The organism is Enterobacter sp. 2VL, assembly GCF_005503595.1.
GTDB lineage: Bacteria > Pseudomonadota > Gammaproteobacteria > Enterobacterales > Enterobacteriaceae > Enterobacter > Enterobacter cancerogenus.
The window spans coordinates 810839-827418 of sequence record NZ_SCNE01000001.1; the positions used below are offsets into that span (position 1 = coordinate 810839).

Here is a 16580-nt window from a genome sequence, read left to right on the forward strand (position 1 = left end):
GTGAAGAACGAGAACCTGACGCTCGATGCGTTTATGTCACGCTTTCAGCTTTTGCGCCCGCAGGTGAGCCGCGAAACCCTGAATCAACGTCAGGCCGCGGTGCTGATCCCGGTGGTACGTCGCGAACAACCCGGTCTTCTGCTGACCCAGCGCTCGCCGCATATGCGTAAGCATGCCGGTCAGGTCGCGTTCCCCGGCGGGGCCGTCGACAGTACCGACGCCTCGCTGATTGCCGCTGCGCTGCGCGAAGCGCACGAAGAGGTCGCCATCCCGCCTGAGGCCGTGGAAATCATCGGCGTGCTGCCGCCCGTTGACAGCGTCACCGGATTTCAGGTCACCCCCGTCGTCGGTATTATCCCGCCCGACCTTCAGTATCACGCCAGCGTCGACGAGGTAGCCGCGGTGTTCGAAATGCCGCTGGAAGAAGCGCTGCGTCTTAGCCGCTATCACCCTCTGGATATTCAGCGCCGTGGGCACGAACATCGGGTGTGGTTATCCTGGTACCAGCATTATTTTGTCTGGGGCATGACCGCAGGCATCATTCGTGAGCTGGCTCTGCAAATCGGCCTGAAGCCTTGACTATACTTTACATTCCTGGAAACGGTGACGGTTTGCGAGGCGCGTCTCAGCATTAGTAATTCAGAGGTTAAGCATTAGTTTAATTCATGTGAATAGTTAAGCCGACACCGACGTTCCCTCATACACTATGCGCAGTTATAACATCGTTACTGGAGACCCGGTAACCCTGTCAGGAGTGTAAACGTGATTAGTATATTCGACATGTTCAAAGTGGGAATTGGTCCTTCTTCTTCCCACACTGTAGGGCCGATGAAGGCCGGTAAACAGTTCGTCGATGATCTGGTCGAAAAAGGATTACTGGAAAGCGTTACCCGTGTCGCCGTGGATGTTTACGGTTCACTGTCATTAACGGGTAAAGGCCACCACACCGATATCGCCATTATTATGGGTCTGGCAGGTAACATGCCGGACACCGTAGATATTGATGCCATTCCGGCATTTATCCGCGACGTTGAAACGCGCGGTCGCCTGCTGCTGGCCAACGGTCAGCAGGAAGTGGATTTCCCGCAAAACGACGGCATGCGTTTTCGCAGCGACAACCTGCCGCTGCATGAAAATGGCATGACCATTCACGCCTGGAGCGGTGAAAAAGAGATTTACAGCAAAACCTATTACTCCATCGGCGGTGGCTTCATCGTGGATGAAGAGCATTTCGGTAAAGATACCGCAGGCGACGTGAACGTGCCGTATCCGTTCAAGTCAGCCACGGAGATGCTGGGCTTTTGCAAAGAGACCGGCCTGTCGCTCTCCGGCATGGTGATGCAGAACGAACTGGCGCTGCACAGCAAAAAAGAGATTGAAGACTATTTTGCTAACGTCTGGCAAACCATGCGCGCCTGTATCGATCGCGGGATGAATACCGAAGGGGTGCTTCCTGGCCCGCTGCGCGTTCCGCGTCGCGCCTCTGCCCTGCGCCGCATGCTGGTTACCACCGACAAGTTCTCCAATGACCCGATGAACGTCGTGGACTGGGTGAACATGTTTGCCCTCGCGGTAAACGAAGAGAACGCCGCCGGTGGCCGCGTGGTGACGGCGCCAACCAACGGTGCGTGCGGTATCGTGCCTGCCGTTCTGGCCTACTACGATCACTTCATTGAGCCGGTCACGCCGGATATTTACATCCGTTACTTCCTCGCCTCGGGTGCGATTGGCGCGCTGTATAAGATGAACGCCTCGATTTCCGGTGCTGAAGTAGGTTGTCAGGGTGAAGTGGGCGTGGCCTGTTCGATGGCCGCAGCCGGTCTTGCAGAGCTGCTGGGCGCAAGCCCTGAGCAGGTGTGCGTGGCGGCAGAAATCGGTATGGAGCACAACCTTGGTCTGACCTGCGATCCGGTTGCAGGCCAGGTTCAGGTACCGTGCATTGAGCGTAACGCGATTGCCTCGGTGAAAGCGATCAACGCCTCGCGTATGGCGATGCGCCGTACCAGCGAACCCCGCGTATCGCTGGATAAGGTTATCGAAACCATGTACGAGACCGGCAAAGATATGAACGCGAAGTACCGCGAGACCTCCCGCGGCGGCCTGGCCATCAAGGTTCAGTGCGACTAATACTCCCTATCGCCCATCTGCAACAGATGGGCGAATTTTTATCTCCCGTCTCGTCTCCTCCCGCAATCCCCACTACACTTTCTCTGTTGCTTCCGGCTTTTGGGGCTGGCAGCGTATCGGGCGACCGTTCATGCAAACTGCACAGACGATCATTAAAGACTATCGCCGAAAACGCGTTATCGTCTGTGTAACGGTTGCGCTCCTTACGCTCATCCTGACGCTGGGCATCCGGTTTATTTCTCAGCGGAACGTCAATCAGGAACGCATCCTGGACTTTACCCGCCATACCGTCGTCTCTCTCGATAACATCCTGATAGCCCTGGACAATCACCGTGAGGTGCTGCAATCCCTGGTGGGCGAACCCTGTCCGCAGGCCCATCTGGTGCTGCGCAAGCAGGCTGCGATGCTTCAGACCGTTCGCTCCATCGCCCTTGTTCAGGACGGGGTGGTCTATTGCTCCAGTATTTTTGGCAGCCGAAACCTCCCCGTGCGCGAGGTTCAGCCGATGCTGCCGGCCAGCGAACCCAGGCTGATTTTATCCACCGACCGCTGGCTGCTGCTCGGCAGCCCGATCCTGATCCAGTGGTACCCGGTTTCTGAAAACGGCGAAAACGGGCTGATGGAAGTCGTCAATATTGAACTGCTCACCCGAATGCTTCTGGAGCCCCAGCGCCCGTTGATCACTGACGTGGTGCTGACCGTAGGCGACCAGTCATTGCGTTACGGCCAACAGGTGACCGATTCGCTGACCTTTGATGATAGCGACATGCTGCTGACGCAGGATTCAGCTCGCTACCCTTTCAGCATCACCGTGAGCGGCCCCGGCCCCGGTGTCATGGCGTTGAAAAACCTCCCCACCCAACTCCCGCTGGCGTTGATGTTGAGCCTGCTGGTGGGGTACATCGCCTGGCTTGCCACCGCCCGCCGGATGAGCTTTACCTGGGAGATCAATATGGGGCTGGCGGCGCGTGAATTTGAGCTGTTCTGCCAGCCGCTGGTCAATGCCAGAACGCAGGAGTGCGTGGGCGTTGAGATCCTGCTGCGCTGGAATAACCCGCGTCAGGGCTGGATTTCGCCCGACGTGTTTATTCCCCTGGCCGAGGAGCACAACCTGATTGCCCCCCTCACCCGCTACGTCATTTTTGAAACCGTGCGCCAGCTCAGTTATTTCCCGGCGACGCCCGGTTTTCACATCGGCATTAACGTGGCTGCCAGCCATTTCCGCCGGGGCATCCTGCTACAGGATCTCAACCGCTTGTGGTTCCATTCGCACCCCATTCAGCAGTTGGTGATCGAGCTAACGGAGCGCGACGCTCTGCTGGATGTTGATTACCGCATCGTGCGCGAGCTCCACCGCAAGGGTATTAAGCTGGCGATTGATGATTTTGGTACCGGCAGTAGCTCGCTGTCATGGCTGGAAAAACTTCACCCGGACGTGCTGAAAATTGATAAGTCGTTCACCACCGCCATCGGCACTGACGCCGTAAATTCGGCGGTGACGGATATTATTATCGCGCTGGGCCAGAGGCTGAACATTGAACTGGTTGCGGAAGGGGTTGAGACAGAAGAACAGTCGCGGTATCTGCGCCGTCACGGGGTGCACATTTTGCAGGGGTATCTTTATGCGCGGCCAATGCCGCTGCAGGAGTTTCCGACGTGGCTGGCGGGGAGTAGCCCCCCGCCAGCGCAGCATAACGGGCACATTGTGCCCCTGATGCCGATGCGTTAAACAGCCTTACTCTTCTTCGTCATGCGCGGACTGCTCTTTAACAATACGCACCATATCCACACGATAGTCGTTGGCTTCGACAATGGTGATATGCAGCGGCGGCAGCTCGATAACGTCACCGACGCGCGGGATTTGCCCGTTAACGGCAATCACCAGCCCGGCAACCGTTGCAGAATCTTCCTCGTCGTTGACCACGTTTTCAACGCCCAGCATGTGCGAGAGCGTATGCAGATCGGTGGTCCCTTTGACCAGCCAGCCTTCGCCGTCGTTCACAATCTCCGGCGTTTCATCCGCATCCGGGAATTCACCGGCAATCGCTTCCAGCACGTCCAGCGGCGTGACCAGCCCCTGCACCACACCAAACTCGTTGGTGACGATGACAAAGCTGCCGCGTGCGCGACGCAGTACGCCCAGCAGGTTGATCGGATCCAGCGTTTCCGGCACCACGATCGCCGGGGAGGCGGCAGCCACCGCTTCAACGTTAACCCCATCTTCCAGCGCCACCAGCATCTCTTTTGCTCGCACAACGCCGATAATTTCATCCAGTTCACCACGGCACACCGGGAATAGACTGTGCGGCGAAGAGAGCAGTTGCTGGCGAATTTCGTCGACGCTCAGGTTGGCATCCACCCAGCTGATTTCACCGCGCGGCGTCATAATACCGCGCAAAGAGCGGGAAGCCAGCGAGAGCACGCCGTTGATCATGTAGCGCTCTTCTTCAACAAACGCCCCTTCCGGGACCGGCACCGGGTTACGGTTTTCGCTGTCAGACTGCACGTTCACCTGGCGACGACCGCCCATCAGACGCAGAATGGCGTCGGCGGTGCGGGCGCGCAGCGGCAGGTTCGACTGCTGCTTAATAAAGTTCCGGCGCGCAATCTGGTTAAACAGCTCGATAATGATCGAGAAACCAATCGCGGCGTACAGGTAGCCTTTCGGAATATGGAAGCCAAAACCTTCTGCCACCAGGCTGAGACCAATCATCAGCAGGAAGCTCAGACACAGAACCACCACCGTCGGATGCTGGTTGACGAAACGCGTCAGCGGTTTAGACGCCAGCAGCATGACCGCCATAGCAATAACAACCGCCGCCATCATCACCGGCAGGTGGTTCACCATACCGACCGCCGTGATCACCGCATCCAGGGAGAAGACCGCATCCAGCACCACAATCTGCAACACCACGACCCAGAAGCTGGCATAGCCCTTCCCGTGGCCATCGTCGTGCTGGCGATTCTCCAGCCGCTCGTGAAGCTCGGTAGTCGCTTTGAAGAGCAGGAAGATACCCCCGATGAGCATAATCAAATCACGCCCGGAGAAGGTGTAGTCCATCACCGAGAACAGCGGTTTGGTCAGCGTGACCATCCACGAGATCACGGACAGCAGGCCCAGACGCATGATCAGCGCCAGCGAGAGGCCAATCAGACGTGCCTTATCGCGCTGCTTAGGCGGCAGCTTGTCGGCAAGGATGGCGATAAACACCAGGTTATCAATACCGAGAACGATTTCGAGCACGACAAGCGTGAGTAATCCTACCCAGATTGACGGGTCCATTAAGAATTCCATGACAAGCTCCTGCTAAAGGAATGACGAAACGGTGCCCCACTCAAGGTGGGCAAATCAAAGGCAGACAGAGTCGGTGCGTGGCGAGGATCGCCGGTGAAACAGGCGCAATGTGGCCTGGAGGATGACTGACGTCGGTGACGGTCCATATAGTGGGCTGCTGCCCTATACTCCTGAACGATTAAACGGAGGCTAAACATATCAGAGACAATAAGATTTTGGCAAAGATTTACTTTCTTTTGCAAAAACCTGTTACGACTAAATTTTCGACGCGTAATTTCTCTTTTTCGAAAGCTAAATTACGGATCTTCATCACATAAATTATTTTTTCACTGTCTAAAATAAATCGCGGAAGTCTTAGTTAATTTTACTCTAACCCTTATCTGAATCGATTCGGTACACGTAAGACGATTCTCAGTACGCCTCACAGTGGGCGTATCAATGATAATAAAAGGAGGTAGCAAGTGACCATTGCTATTGTCATAGGCACACATGGTTGGGCTGCAGAGCAGCTACTCAAAACGGCAGAAATGCTGTTGGGTGAGCAGGAAAACGTAGGCTGGATCGATTTCGTTCCCGGTGAAAACGCCGAAACGCTGATCGAGAAATATACTGCTCAGCTTGAGAAGCTGGATACCAGCAAAGGCGTGCTGTTTCTCGTTGATACATGGGGCGGCAGCCCGTTTAATGCTGCCAGCCGCATTGTCGTCGATAAAGAGCATTATGAAGTTGTCGCCGGGGTAAATATCCCGATGCTGGTGGAAACCTTCATGGCGCGCGACGACAACCCTGATTTTGACGAACTGGTCGCGCTGGCGGTTGAAACCGGCCGCGAAGGTGTGAAAGCACTGAAAGCGCAGCCGGTTGAAAAACCCGCGCCTGTTGCCGCGGCCCCTAAAGCCGCCGCACCGGTGAAACCGATGGGGGCTAACGATTACATGGTCATCGGCCTTGCGCGTATCGATGACCGCTTAATCCACGGCCAGGTCGCGACGCGCTGGACCAAAGAGACCAACGTTAAGCGCATTATCGTTGTCAGCGACGAAGTGGCCGCGGACACCGTTCGTAAAACCCTTCTCACCCAGGTAGCTCCGCCGGGCGTCACCGCCCACGTGGTGGATGTTGCCAAAATGATCCGTGTTTATAACAACCCGAAATACGCGGGCGAACGCGTGATGCTTCTGTTTACTAACCCGACAGACGTCGAGCGCATTGTTGAAGGCGGCGTGAAAATTACCTCCGTTAACATCGGTGGCATGGCTTTCCGCCAGGGCAAAACGCAGGTCAACAACGCGATTTCAGTCGATGAGAAAGATATCGAGGCGTTCAACAAACTGAATGCGCGCGGTATTGAGCTGGAAGCCCGTAAAGTTTCCACTGACCAGAAACTGAAGATGATGGATTTGATCGGCAAAGTCGGGAAATAACCCGCGCCGGTTTTTCACATAAAGCTTATGTAATAGGAGAAGTACAATGGAGATTACCACTCTTCAGATTGTGCTGGTGTTCGTCGTCGCATGTATTGCGGGTATGGAATCCGTACTTGATGAATTTCAGTTCCACCGCCCACTGGTGGCCTGTACGCTGATTGGTGCCGTTCTCGGTGATATGAAAACCGGTATCATCATCGGGGGTACCCTGGAGATGATCGCCCTCGGCTGGATGAACATCGGTGCCGCCGTTGCGCCTGATGCCGCGCTGGCCTCTATCATCTCAACCGTTCTGGTTATTGCCGGTCATCAGAGCATCGGTGCGGGTATTGCCCTGGCGATCCCACTGGCAGCAGCAGGCCAGGTGCTGACCATCATCGTTCGTACTATCACCGTGGCCTTCCAGCACGCGGCGGATAAGGCGGCGGATAATGGCAACCTGACGGCGCTCTCCTGGATCCACGTTTCGTCCCTGTTCCTGCAGGCGATGCGTATCGCGATCCCGGCGGTTATCGTTGCTATCTCCGTCGGTACCAGCGAAGTGCAGAGCATGCTGAACGCCATTCCAGAAGTGGTCACCGGTGGTCTGAACATCGCAGGCGGCATGATCGTTGTGGTCGGTTATGCGATGGTTATCAACATGATGCGTGCGGGCTACCTGATGCCGTTCTTCTACCTCGGCTTCGTGACTGCGGCCTTCACCAACTTCAACCTGGTTGCACTGGGTGTGATTGGTGCCGTCATGGCGATTCTCTATATCCAGCTGAGCCCGAAATATAACCGCGTTGCGGGTGCGCCGGTGCAGGCCGCTGGTAATAACGATCTCGATAACGAACTGGACTAGCAGGTGAGCGACATGGTTGATATGACAAAAACTACCCCTGAGAAGAAACTGACTCCGGGTGATATTCGTGGCGTGTTCATCCGTTCTAACCTGTTTCAGGGTTCATGGAACTTCGAACGTATGCAGGCGCTGGGCTTCTGCTTCTCCATGGTACCGGCGATCAAACGCCTCTACCCTGAAAACAACGAAGCGCGCCGTCAGGCGATAAAGCGTCACCTGGAATTCTTCAACACCCATCCTTACGTCGCCGCCCCGGTACTGGGCGTGACGCTGGCGATGGAAGAGCAGCGTGCAAACGGTGCAGAGATTGACGATGGTGCCATCAACGGTATCAAAGTTGGTCTGATGGGGCCGCTGGCAGGCGTGGGTGACCCTATCTTCTGGGGAACCGTGCGTCCGGTCTTTGCGGCGCTGGGTGCCGGGATCGCGATGAGCGGTAGCCTGCTCGGCCCTCTGCTGTTCTTCATCCTGTTCAATGCCGTCCGTCTGCTGACCCGTTACTACGGTGTGGCTTACGGCTACCGCAAGGGCGTGGATATCGTGAAGGACATGGGCGGCGGCTTCCTGCAGAAACTGACCGAGGGGGCGTCTATTCTCGGCCTGTTTGTCATGGGGGCATTGGTTAACAAGTGGACGCACGTGAACATCCCGCTGGTGGTCTCAACCATCACCGGCCAGGATGGACAGACTCGCGTGACCACCGTGCAGACTATTCTGGACCAGCTGATGCCGGGCCTGGTACCGCTGCTGTTGACCTTCGCCTGTATGTGGCTGCTGCGCAAAAAAGTTAACCCGCTGTGGATCATCGTTGGCTTCTTCGTCATCGGTATCGCGGGCTACGCGGTCGGCCTGCTGGGTCTGTAAGAACGTGTTATAAGCCGGGGGCTTGCCCCCGGTTTTTTTATCTGGAGGATGAATGACTGTCACGGACATCGTACTGGTTTTGTTTATTGTTGCCCTTCTGGCTTACGCTATCTATGACGAATTCATCATGCCTCGCCGTCACGGCGAGACGCTGCTTGCCCTGCCCCTTCTGCGCCGTGGACGCGTTGATGCGTTTATCTTCGCGGGCCTTATCGTTATTCTTATTTACAACAACGTCATGAGCCACGGTGCATTATTAACCACATGGTTATTATGTGCGCTGGCATTGATGGCCATTTATCTTTTCTGGATCCGTACGCCAAAAATCATCTTCAAACGCAGTGGTTTTTTCTTCGCCAATGTATGGATAGAATATAACCGTATTAAAGAGATGAATTTATCCGAAGACGGCGTACTGGTGATGCAATTAGAACAGCGCCGCCTGCTTATTCGCGTGAAGAATATTGACGACCTGGAAAGAATATATCAATTACTCCTTAAAACTCAGTGAGTTAACTATATAGCCATGGCTATATCCTGTTTTTATTTCAGGACCTAAATATAGCCAAAGCTATATTCATCGCGTTATTTCCCTTATATTTATTAACGATAAATTCACTAATAAACCTAAATGAAAATCGTTATCAACAAGTTAATAAATTAATAGCGCGCCGTTGTTGTTTTATATTCTCAAATTATGTTAAGGTTGCGCCCGTCGTTGGGGAGTAGCTAATTTTCTGTTTTCAGAAAATGTACGTGTCAACATACTCGTTGAAAAACGTGGCGCGTACGGATCGTTTGTAGCACGGTTTACGTGCGTCACGGTCAGGCGAGACCATAGATACATCAACTGCTGTTTACTGGGGGCAGTGATGTGTCATATGGATATCCCCGGTCTGGATGCTGTCATGAATATCTCCGCCACAATCCTTCTCGCTTTCGGCATGTCTATGGACGCATTTGCGGTTTCCATCAGCAAAGGTGCCACGCTCCACAAACCTAAATTCTCTGAAGCACTGCGCACGGGTCTGATTTTTGGTGCTATCGAAGCGCTCACGCCGCTAATAGGCTGGGGGCTGGGTATGCTTGCCAGCCAGTTCGTGCTGGAGTGGAGCCACTGGATTGCCTTTGTCCTGCTGGTCTTTCTGGGTGGACGCATGGTGATCGAAGGCGTGCGCGGAAACAGCGACGACGACGCAGAGCCTCAGCACCGCCACGGTTTTTGGCTGTTAGTCACCACCGCGATTGCCACCAGCCTTGATGCAATGGCGGTCGGGGTGGGTCTGGCCTTCCTGCAGGTGAATATCATTGCCACCGCGCTGGCTATCGGCTGTGCGACGCTCATTATGTCTACCCTGGGCATGATGGTTGGTCGGTTTATTGGCCCGCTGTTGGGCAAGCGAGCCGAAATTTTGGGCGGGATCGTGTTGATCGGCATTGGTGCCCAAATCCTCTGGGCACACTTCGCGGGTTAATCTTCGCGCTGCCAGCAGTGGATACTGAAATCCGTCTGGCAGCAAAAGGTTGTCTGTTGCGCTAATTTTTCCCACACATCCGGCTTTGCCCGCCATGCAAACGGCGTCATCTGCAGTAACGCCACAGCCTCTTCCCCGTTCAGGTTCATCTCATACGCTACCGCATGCTCGTCTTTGAGCGTAAAGCCACCCAGCTGCTCCGAGTGCGGCGCATGCAGGCGCACGTCGTCATAGATGAGTCCCTTTAATTCCATGAGATGACGCGGGCCAGGCGTGACGGTTATCACCCATCCCCCCGGTTTCACTACGCGCGCCAGCTCCTCCGCCTTACAGGGCGCGTAGATGCGCACCACGGCATCCATACTCGCATTTTCAAACGGCAGGCGATGGCTTGATGCTACGCAAAACGTCACGGCCGTATAGCGCTTCGCCGCGGCCCGAATCGCCACCTTTGAGACATCCAGCCCCCAGGTTTCTGCCCCTTTTGCCTTAGCAACGTCCGCAAACGCCGTCGTGTAATACCCTTCCCCGCAGCCAATATCCAGCACGGCCGTTGCGCCCTGCATCAGGTTTGCTGCCAGCAGCTGTGAAACGGTATCGCGCAGCGGCTGATAGTGTCCGGCATCAAGGAATGCACGGCGGGCATGCATCATCTCCGCGCTATCACCCGGATCGCGGGAGCGTTTGTGCTGCACCGGAAGAAGATTCACATACCCTTCTTTTGCCATATCAAATTGGTGTCCCTGCGGACAGGCAAAACTTTTCGCTGAGCGTGTCAGCGGTGCGTGGCAAAGGGGACAGCTGAAAGACATGGTGACTCCGGGGGGCATTCATTAAAGGGCGAAAGTGTACCGCTATTCGCCCTTATAGAAAACGGCTGGGTTAACGCATGACGATCAGATGGTCAGAATCTGCCGCCAGGCCATCCGGTTTGACGTTTTCGAGGCGCAGGACATTGCCCATGATTTCGCTGAACACCGGGGCTGAAACCGCCCCGCCGTAATAAGCGCCATTTTGAGGATCGTTAATCACAACGACCAGCGCAAAACGCGGATTGCTGGCGGGGGCGACGCCTGCGGTGTAGGCAACGTATTTATCGACATATTTTCCGCTTTCATCAATTTTCTTCGCCGTGCCGGTTTTCACCGCCACGCGGTAGTCGCGTACCGCCGCCTTCACGCCGCCTCCGCCCGGAAGCGCAACGCTCTCCATCATATGCTCGACTTCATGGGCAATCTCTTCCGGCATCACCCGTTTGCCAATAACGGGCGGATCGATGCGGGTGATCGACAGCGGGCGTTCAAGTCCGTAACTTCCGATAGTGGCGTAAACATGGGCCAGCTGCAGCGGCGTGACCATCAGTCCATAGCCAAAGGCAAACGTCGCGCGATCGAGCTGGCTCCAGTACTTGCGATTTGGCAGAAGGCCGGAACTCTCGCCGGTTAAGCCAAGGCCGGTGCTGGTGCCAAAGCCAAAGTTTTTGTAGGTATCAAGCAACCGCTGAATGGGCATCGCCAACGACAGGCGGGATACGCCTGTATCGCTGGACTTTTGCAGGATCCCTGTCATGGTCAGCTCCGGGTAATAACCCACGTCGCGGATACGGTGGCCGTCCAGCGTGTAGGGATGGGTGTCGATCACGCTGTCCGGCTGAACCAGCCCCTGCTGGAGGGCGGTCATGAGCACCAGCGGCTTGACGGTCGAGCCGGGTTCAAAGGTGTCGCTGATGGCGCGATTGCGGAAATCATTCAGCGTCGCCCCCTCGCGGTTGTTGGGGTTGAAGTCCGGGAAATTCGCCATCGCCAGGATTTCGCCGGTCTGGATATTAATCAGCACCGACGCGCCCGATTCGGCTTTGTTCCAGGCGACGGCGTTGTCCAGCGCGTCTTCAGTGATGGTTTGCAAACGCTCATCGATACTCAGCTGGATGTTATGCGCGGGCACCGGAGCGACTTCCGTGAGGTTTTCGATAACATGGCCGTAGCGGTCTTCCCGCACCTGCCGGACACCGGGCTTGCCCGTCAGTTGCGTATTGAAGCTTTTTTCTACGCCTTCAATACCCTGACCATCAATATTGGTAAAACCGATAAGATTCGCCGCGACGTGCCCGGCGGGATAAAAACGCCGCGACTCATCACGCAGGTTAATACCCGGTAAATTGAGCTTATCGATCCACTGCGCCTGAGACGGGTCCACCTGGCGGGCGAGATAGATAAACCGCCCATGAGGATTGCTGTTAATTCGGGAGGCAAGCGTCCCGAGAGACAGATGCAGCGCTTTCGCCAGTGCCTGCCAGCGCTCATCGAACCCCACACCACCTTTTGCCAGCACCGTTTTCGGATCGGCCCACACGGCTCTGACAGGCACGCTCACGGCAAGGGGCCGTCCTTCGCGATCGACAATCATGCCACGCGGCGCGTCGATCGCGAGCTGTCGCAGGGAGCGCATATCTTCCTGCTTAACCAGATTATCGGGTTTGATAATTTGCAGCCAGGCCACGCGGCCCAGCAGAAAAACGAGACTACCCAGAATGGCGAGACACAGCAGAGCAAAACGCACCGGCGTGAAGTTTCCGGTGGTCATTATGGTTTTCTTTTTCACCTGAACCCCAGGACAATGAATCAACGCCCTGATTTAACGGGAAAACTTTGTCATAAGGGAAAAAAACAATGCTAATAATGTCGAAGCTTTGCAACAAGTTGCGAACAAGGTCGCCGTCAGTCATATTCTGAAAGAAACGGCGTAAAAAAGCCCCGCACGGTGCGAGGCTTTATGTCTGATGGTGAAGCGCGATAGCACTTCTGTCAGCAGTGGTTCGATCAGATAGCAGTTACGTTAACTGCAGCTGGGCCTTTCTGGCCGTCCTGAATTTCGAACTCAACGTTCTGGCCTTCAGCCAGAGTTTTGAAACCATTACCCTGGATTGCAGAGAAGTGTACGAACACGTCTTTGCTGCCGTCAGCAGGAGTAATGAAACCAAAACCTTTAGACTCGTTGAACCACTTAACTTGACCTTTAATCTTTGCCATTTGCAAAATTCCTTAGAGTGTTTTCTTTGCCCGCGGGCATTACCTAGATAAAACTGAGACATTACTGCATGAGGCACTAATATAAGGTTCGGCAGAGAAGCGGTATTCAACGACAACGTGTTTACTCAGGACTTCTATACTGAAAATGCCACACATAAACAGAACTGTACCTCGTTTGACCCAAACCGTGTTATCACATACAACGTTTAATATGGCAAGCCATTTTTAAACGCGTCTCGATCCGCCGCACAAATTCTGGCTCCGTCCCTGGCCATTCTGCAAAAATATGCTTCTGGCTATGGACAATATTGCCAGCCTATACTACCGCGCCGTTGTGTTCACAACCGCTGTAATCTAAGACTTTTTTAACATAGTTCACGCGTTTCGATACGTCCAGACTTCAGCCTGTTTTTCTTGATTACAATGATTGAGTTAGAACTTATTGTGAAAAGTTATGCCGAAATGATTGCAAGGTGCCTGAAAAGTAACATTTCAAAAACAGTTTTAATTGCCTTTGGCAAACTGTATTAAAAACCACCGCTTAATAAAAATACGTTGCACTAAAATAATGAAATATTTATGACGCTGCATCATAAGAAGGCAAGCAAAACGTTTCGATAAAATTAAAACCTTTCCGGGCGGCGGCCCATGACGAAAATAGATAACGAACCGGCACACGCTTTATACGGATAAATATTCGCCAATTTTCAGTATCCTGAATGAAGTATTAACGGGTGCTACATTATCAAGCGCCCTTCTTAACGCCTGTACGGGTTCATCAAGGGATTCATCGGCCAGTTCGAACACGCCCCAATGAATGGGAAAAGCAGTCGGACACCCGAGGCCCTGCCAAAGCGCCACAGCAGAATGGGGGTCCATATGGTGCACCGCCATGAACCATTCCGGTGCATATGCGCCAATCGGCAGTGCGGCAAAATCAATTGCACCAAGCCGCTCAGGGATTAACAGCAGTTCCGGCGAATATCCGGAATCCCCGCTAAACCAAAACCGGTGCTGCCGCCCCTCGACAACCCAGCCGCACCATAATGAACGATTGCGATTCCACGGCGTGCGCATGCTCCAGTGCTGCGCCGGTACGGCGGTCAGGTTTATACCCTGCCAGTTGACGTTCTGCCACCAGTCGAGTTCAACCACATTTTTTGCCCCCCGCCTGCGGAACCAGTTCCCCAGGCCCAGAGGGACAAATACGGTCAGGCCCGGAAAGCGCCGCAAAAGCTTTCGCACCGTTGCGGCATCAAGATGATCATAATGATTATGGGAAATCAGCAACGCATCCAGTGGAGGAAGGCTTTCGACGGTGATAGCGGGCGGAGTTTTTCGCTGTGGTCCAAGAAAGGGCACGGGAGATGCGCGATGGGAAAAAACCGGGTCGGTCAGGAGATACTTGCCGTCCATGCGTAATAACACGCTGGCATGCCCAAGCCACCATGCACCATCCTCCGGGCGCGCGTTGAGTTCAACAGGCTGCCACCAGGTCTGGATAAAGGCGTCGTATCCTGAAGACGGGGGTTTCGGCAGGCCAGCGGCTTTACGCTCTTTCTGCCAGCGATCGACATCGCCGGGCTGGTGTCCTGCGGCATGGGTATTGCGAAAACCATTCGGCGTGTGGTGTTTCAGGGAGGGGTCATACCAGGGATTTTTCCAGATCACGGCCACCTCCCGTCATTAACAACCTAGCGTTCGGCCACCAGACGAATGAAATCGTCTTCATCGTCTTTAGCGTCTGGCGCACTCTCTTTCGCTACCGCTTTCTCTTCAGGCTCGTTGGCTTCACACAAACGACGCAGCAGCGCATTCTGACGCTTTTGCAGATCGAGCATCGCTTCCAGCAGCTCAATCTGCTCGTTAGTCCGGGAGCTGGCACGGTTGACGAAAAACCATATGACAAGCCCTACCACCATAACAATCAACGAGACTGCCAGGGACGCCAGGCTTAACAGCCCTGAATTCAGTAACTCACCCATTTCACCACCTCAATAAAAACGGCTATTTTACCACTGGCGCGAAGGAAGGGCATCACATTGAGAAAAAATGCGGTCTACCACGGGATAAACTTATTGATTGCGCAAACGCCGCTAAAAAACTGTACATCCTGATCGCACATCACATTGATAGTCTGCGTCCACAATACGACGCATGCTATCAGCACAATAATCAGAATCACCCAGCGTATTTTTTTCACTCCACACTCCGTCTTATGACCGTATGTTACCAGGTTAGCACGCTAATCTTAAACAGCGGCTAACTGTAACCGCATCAAATCCTTTTCGGAATAGTTCACTTGTTTCACACCGTAAACCGTTTAGGCTTAGTGCATGACAACAAAGATAAAGAGGTAATGATGCATTTTATCATTCGAACAACTATTGCACTGGCCGTTGTGTGGATTGGCCTTTTATTAACCGGATATGGAGTGCTTGTGGGGAGCACCGAAAATGCAGCGGGATTAGGCATTCAGTGTAAGTACGTCACGGCACAGGGTATGAGTACCGCCCAGTATCTGCACTCCGACAGCGGTATCATTGGATTAACCAACTGCCCGGTACTGCGTAAAACGTCCGTGGTCATTGATAACGGCTAACCCTTTAACAGTATAAAAAAAACGCCGCAGACGATGCGGCGTTTTTTATGCCTGACAGCACTCAGAACGGATAGTCGTTATAACCCATCTGCTCAGAGATTTTACGCGCCGCAGTGTGCAGGATAGCAACATATTCATGCAGGCGTTCTTCCGAGAAGCGCAGCGTCGGGAATGAGATACTCAGGCCCGCAATCACGACGCCAAAGCGATCGAAAACAGGTACGCCAATGCAGCGCAGCCCCTCTTCCTGCTCTTCGTTATCTTCCCCGTAGCCCTGCTCGCGAACGGTATCGAGTACCTTAAGCAGCTCATCGGTACTGGTGATGGTGCGGTCGGTGCTGCGTTTATACTCCACGCCGTCCAGAATTTGCTTCACCTCTTCGCGATCGCGCCAGGCCAGCAGCACTTTACCGATTGCCGTACTGTACAGCGGGTTACGACGTCCGATACGCGAGTACATACGCAGGTTATACATCGAGTCGATTTTGTGGATGTAAACGATACTGTCTTCATCCAGCGCGCCCAGGTGGACCGTCTCTTTCGTCAGGCGTGACAGTTCACGCATCTGAATATCTGCGCTGCGAATAAGATCGACGTTTTGTAACGCGCGGGCACCCAGCTCGAACAGCTTCAGCGTGAGAGAGTATTTCTCAGACTCGCCTTCCTGAGCGACATAGCCCAAAGACTTCATGGTCTGCAAAAAGCGATAAACGGTGCTTTTCGACATCATCACGCGCTGCGACAATTCTGTAATACCAATTTCACGCTCTTCTCCGAGCGCCTGCAAGATGCCAAACACCTTCAGCACGGAAGAAACAGAATCTGGCTGCTTATCCAAATCTGCGATTGCCATTTATCACCTCATACAGAGTGTTTTATAAAAATCAGAACCGGTTTTTATTATAAATTCGAGTCAT

General features: G+C 54.0%; 18 protein-coding genes and 1 riboswitch. Of the genes, 9 read left to right on the plus strand and 9 right to left on the minus strand.

What is annotated here, in order from left to right; translation table 11 throughout:
* The 3 genes from FFS28_RS03765 to pdeD all read left to right on the plus strand — a co-directional run bounded on the left by FFS28_RS03765 (position 1) and on the right by pdeD (position 3856).
* On the plus strand, positions 1-579 hold the full coding sequence (locus FFS28_RS03765; protein ID WP_058610213.1) for a CoA pyrophosphatase: 579 nt from the start codon (positions 1-3) through the stop codon (positions 577-579).
* A gap of 183 nt (positions 580-762) precedes the next feature.
* Positions 763-2127, plus strand: coding sequence for an L-serine ammonia-lyase (gene sdaA / locus FFS28_RS03770; protein ID WP_042320025.1), 1365 nt, complete (start codon positions 763-765; stop codon positions 2125-2127).
* 130 nt (positions 2128-2257) lie between these two features.
* Positions 2258-3856: a cyclic di-3',5'-guanosine monophosphate phosphodiesterase PdeD gene (gene pdeD / locus FFS28_RS03775; RefSeq protein WP_137848811.1), complete on the plus strand. Its 1599-nt coding sequence runs from the start codon at positions 2258-2260 to the stop codon at positions 3854-3856.
* A 6-nt stretch (positions 3857-3862) separates the two neighbouring features.
* On the opposite strand, the gene yoaE is transcribed toward pdeD, so the two are convergent.
* Positions 3863-5422: a CNNM family cation transport protein YoaE gene (gene yoaE, locus FFS28_RS03780; RefSeq protein ID WP_006175974.1), complete on the minus strand. Its 1560-nt coding sequence runs from the start codon at positions 5420-5422 to the stop codon at positions 3863-3865.
* A gap of 461 nt (positions 5423-5883) precedes the next feature.
* Between yoaE and manX the strand changes: the two genes are divergently transcribed.
* The 5 genes from manX to mntP all read left to right on the plus strand — a co-directional run bounded on the left by manX (position 5884) and on the right by mntP (position 10032).
* A complete protein-coding gene (gene manX / locus FFS28_RS03785) occupies positions 5884-6846 on the plus strand; it encodes a PTS mannose transporter subunit IIAB (protein WP_006175975.1) in 963 nt (320 codons plus the stop codon).
* A 46-nt stretch (positions 6847-6892) separates the two neighbouring features.
* Positions 6893-7693, plus strand: a complete 801-nt coding sequence (gene manY, locus FFS28_RS03790) for a PTS mannose transporter subunit IIC (protein ID WP_006175977.1) — start codon at positions 6893-6895, stop codon at positions 7691-7693.
* A 12-nt stretch (positions 7694-7705) separates the two neighbouring features.
* The gene (locus FFS28_RS03795) at positions 7706-8557 is read left to right on the plus strand and encodes a PTS mannose transporter subunit IID (RefSeq protein WP_006175979.1); all 852 of its coding nucleotides are present in this window, start codon (positions 7706-7708) and stop codon (positions 8555-8557) included.
* A 52-nt stretch (positions 8558-8609) separates the two neighbouring features.
* A complete protein-coding gene (locus FFS28_RS03800) occupies positions 8610-9068 on the plus strand; it encodes a DUF986 family protein (RefSeq protein ID WP_006175981.1) in 459 nt (152 codons plus the stop codon).
* A gap of 197 nt (positions 9069-9265) precedes the next feature.
* Positions 9266-9455: riboswitch (yybP-ykoY riboswitch) on the plus strand.
* A 10-nt stretch (positions 9456-9465) separates the two neighbouring features.
* A complete protein-coding gene (mntP, locus tag FFS28_RS03805) occupies positions 9466-10032 on the plus strand; it encodes a manganese efflux pump MntP (RefSeq protein ID WP_137848812.1) in 567 nt (188 codons plus the stop codon).
* Here the strand turns inward: mntP and rlmA are convergent.
* The 7 genes from rlmA to mgrB form a co-directional block, all read right to left on the minus strand.
* Positions 10029-10844 carry a 23S rRNA (guanine(745)-N(1))-methyltransferase gene (gene rlmA, locus FFS28_RS03810; RefSeq protein WP_137848813.1) on the minus strand — a complete coding sequence of 272 codons (816 nt, stop codon included), beginning with the start codon at positions 10842-10844 and terminating at the stop codon, positions 10029-10031. The two genes, mntP and rlmA, sit on opposite strands and share 4 nt — an antisense overlap.
* Positions 10845-10914: 70 nt before the next feature.
* A complete protein-coding gene (gene ftsI2 / locus FFS28_RS03815; RefSeq protein ID WP_474210460.1) occupies positions 10915-12615 on the minus strand; it encodes a peptidoglycan DD-transpeptidase FtsI2/PBP3(PARA) in 1701 nt (566 codons plus the stop codon).
* Positions 12616-12851: 236 nt separating this feature from the next.
* Entirely contained in the window at positions 12852-13061 is a 210-nt protein-coding gene (gene cspE, locus FFS28_RS03820; RefSeq protein ID WP_001062678.1) for a transcription antiterminator/RNA stability regulator CspE, read from the minus strand.
* Positions 13062-13100: 39 nt separating this feature from the next.
* Positions 13101-13217 (minus strand): DUF2627 domain-containing protein, encoded by a 117-nt coding sequence (locus tag FFS28_RS03825; protein WP_042320041.1) that lies wholly within the window; start codon positions 13215-13217, stop codon positions 13101-13103.
* Between the two features lie 525 nt (positions 13218-13742).
* On the minus strand, positions 13743-14732 hold the full coding sequence (locus FFS28_RS03830; protein WP_137848815.1) for an MBL fold metallo-hydrolase: 990 nt from the start codon (positions 14730-14732) through the stop codon (positions 13743-13745).
* Positions 14733-14755: 23 nt separating this feature from the next.
* Complete coding sequence (locus tag FFS28_RS03835) at positions 14756-15046, minus strand: YebO family protein (RefSeq protein WP_137848816.1); 291 nt, start codon at positions 15044-15046, stop codon at positions 14756-14758.
* Between the two features lie 74 nt (positions 15047-15120).
* Complete coding sequence (gene mgrB, locus FFS28_RS03840) at positions 15121-15264, minus strand: PhoP/PhoQ regulatory lipoprotein MgrB (RefSeq protein WP_006175995.1); 144 nt, start codon at positions 15262-15264, stop codon at positions 15121-15123.
* A gap of 159 nt (positions 15265-15423) precedes the next feature.
* On the opposite strand from mgrB, the gene FFS28_RS03845 reads away from it, so the two are divergent.
* A complete protein-coding gene (locus FFS28_RS03845; protein WP_042320581.1) occupies positions 15424-15663 on the plus strand; it encodes a YobH family protein in 240 nt (79 codons plus the stop codon).
* 61 nt (positions 15664-15724) lie between these two features.
* Here the strand turns inward: FFS28_RS03845 and kdgR are convergent, their stop codons facing one another.
* Entirely contained in the window at positions 15725-16516 is a 792-nt protein-coding gene (gene kdgR, locus FFS28_RS03850) for a DNA-binding transcriptional regulator KdgR (protein WP_006175999.1), read from the minus strand.
* Positions 16517-16580: the final 64 nt, after the last annotated feature.

Excerpts from the sequence above, each read along its gene's own strand:
- FFS28_RS03795 (WP_006175979.1), top strand. The coding sequence starts at position 7,706 with ATGGTTGATATGACAAAAACTACCCCTGAGAAGAAACTGACTCCGGGT.
- yoaE (WP_006175974.1), bottom strand. The coding sequence starts at position 5,422 with ATGGAATTCTTAATGGACCCGTCAATCTGGGTAGGATTACTCACGCTT.
- FFS28_RS03800 (WP_006175981.1), top strand. The coding sequence starts at position 8,610 with ATGACTGTCACGGACATCGTACTGGTTTTGTTTATTGTTGCCCTTCTG.
- FFS28_RS03835 (WP_137848816.1), bottom strand. The coding sequence starts at position 15,046 with ATGGGTGAGTTACTGAATTCAGGGCTGTTAAGCCTGGCGTCCCTGGCA.
- rlmA (WP_137848813.1), bottom strand. The coding sequence starts at position 10,844 with ATGTCTTTCAGCTGTCCCCTTTGCCACGCACCGCTGACACGCTCAGCG.
- manY (WP_006175977.1), top strand. The coding sequence starts at position 6,893 with ATGGAGATTACCACTCTTCAGATTGTGCTGGTGTTCGTCGTCGCATGT.
- FFS28_RS03825 (WP_042320041.1), bottom strand. The coding sequence starts at position 13,217 with ATGTGTGGCATTTTCAGTATAGAAGTCCTGAGTAAACACGTTGTCGTT.
- mntP (WP_137848812.1), top strand. The coding sequence starts at position 9,466 with ATGAATATCTCCGCCACAATCCTTCTCGCTTTCGGCATGTCTATGGAC.
- pdeD (WP_137848811.1), top strand. The coding sequence starts at position 2,258 with ATGCAAACTGCACAGACGATCATTAAAGACTATCGCCGAAAACGCGTT.
- FFS28_RS03845 (WP_042320581.1), top strand. The coding sequence starts at position 15,424 with ATGCATTTTATCATTCGAACAACTATTGCACTGGCCGTTGTGTGGATT.
- cspE (WP_001062678.1), bottom strand. The coding sequence starts at position 13,061 with ATGGCAAAGATTAAAGGTCAAGTTAAGTGGTTCAACGAGTCTAAAGGT.
- ftsI2 (WP_474210460.1), bottom strand. The coding sequence starts at position 12,615 with ATGACCACCGGAAACTTCACGCCGGTGCGTTTTGCTCTGCTGTGTCTC.
- kdgR (WP_006175999.1), bottom strand. The coding sequence starts at position 16,516 with ATGGCAATCGCAGATTTGGATAAGCAGCCAGATTCTGTTTCTTCCGTG.